Source organism: Rhodococcus sp. SB1D, from assembly GCF_048573875.1.
Lineage (GTDB): Bacteria > Actinomycetota > Actinomycetes > Mycobacteriales > Mycobacteriaceae > Rhodococcus_F > Rhodococcus_F qingshengii.
The window spans coordinates 1-1,067 of record NZ_JBMAIQ010000041.1; the positions used below are offsets into that span (position 1 = coordinate 1).

A 1,067-nucleotide genomic window follows, 5' to 3' on the forward strand; every position below is an offset into this window, starting at 1 on the left:
CCGGGGAAGGCGCAGCCTTTGTCGCGGGCGATCAGGGCGGTGCGTTGTGCTGCGGTGACAAGCCTTTTGAGTGGGGTGACGTCGAGTGGGGCACCGTTTTCGTCGAGGAGGACGCTGGAGAGCATGCAGTCGCAGGCGATCATGCGGGTGCGGCCGACGCTCAGTGGTCCCATCCAGGGCATGTGGCCGACATCGAGATCTTGTTTGTCGAGATCGTGAAAGTCGAGATCGAGCATGCCGGGATCGTCGTCCTCGGAGGGGACAGGTGTTGAGCCATCACTCGTTGTGGCGCATTCACGGTGGTAGGCCAGGTCTTTGGCGTTGATGTGCACGTTCAGGTGTGGGCGTTGGCCGCCGTCGATGCCGGTGGCAGCGTTGTCGAGGTAGCGCCGGATGAGTTCTGCCATGGCGTCTGCGTTGCGTGTGGCGGCGGGTCGTTTGTCGGGTGTGCCGTCTTCGGCGGGGGTGGGCATGGAGAGGTTGGAGAGGGCGGAGAGAAGCATTTCGCCGGTCACTCCGTCGAAATCGCCTCGGACGGCGACTCTTCCGTTGAGGGTGGGGGAGATGCGCAGTTCGTTGCGGTCGGTGTCTTCGCTTGGTGGTGGGTCGTCGGATTCGAACATGTGCTCGAGGACGCTGATGGCGTAGCGCAGTTTGACGGTGGTTGCTTCGGTTCCCGATGCTGCGGCGAGGAGTGTGTCGCGGCAGTACGGTAGTGCGGCGTCGGGCATTGCCTTGGGTGGGGATTCGCAGAACGCCACGATCAGTGCTGCGTGCTCGAAAGTGAGGTCACCGGCATCGAATTGGTCTTCGATCTCGGGAAACGACCGTAGCGCTTTGCCCAGGGCTGCGATTCTTCTGCCGGTGGAGATCTGCAGCATGGTGTGGTTCGCGAGCCATTGTCCGGTGCCGCGGTAGCAGAGTACTTGTTCGTCCGGGTTCAACGTCAGGGTGTCGACAGCGGCCACTCGAATGGCTTCCAGGCGAAGGATTTCCGCTGACGCGGTGATGGCGATCTCGCGGACGTCGCTGGGGTGAAGCCGCCACAATCGTCCGCGCACACCCAC

The 1,067-nt window shown here is 62.9% G+C and carries 1 protein-coding gene; it reads right to left on the bottom strand.

The genetic code is table 11. From position 1 onward, the window contains the following. Positions 1 to 1,067, bottom strand: a 1,067-nt coding sequence (locus ACN50D_RS31240) for a DUF222 domain-containing protein (protein WP_419970260.1), incomplete at both ends; no start/stop codon positions are given.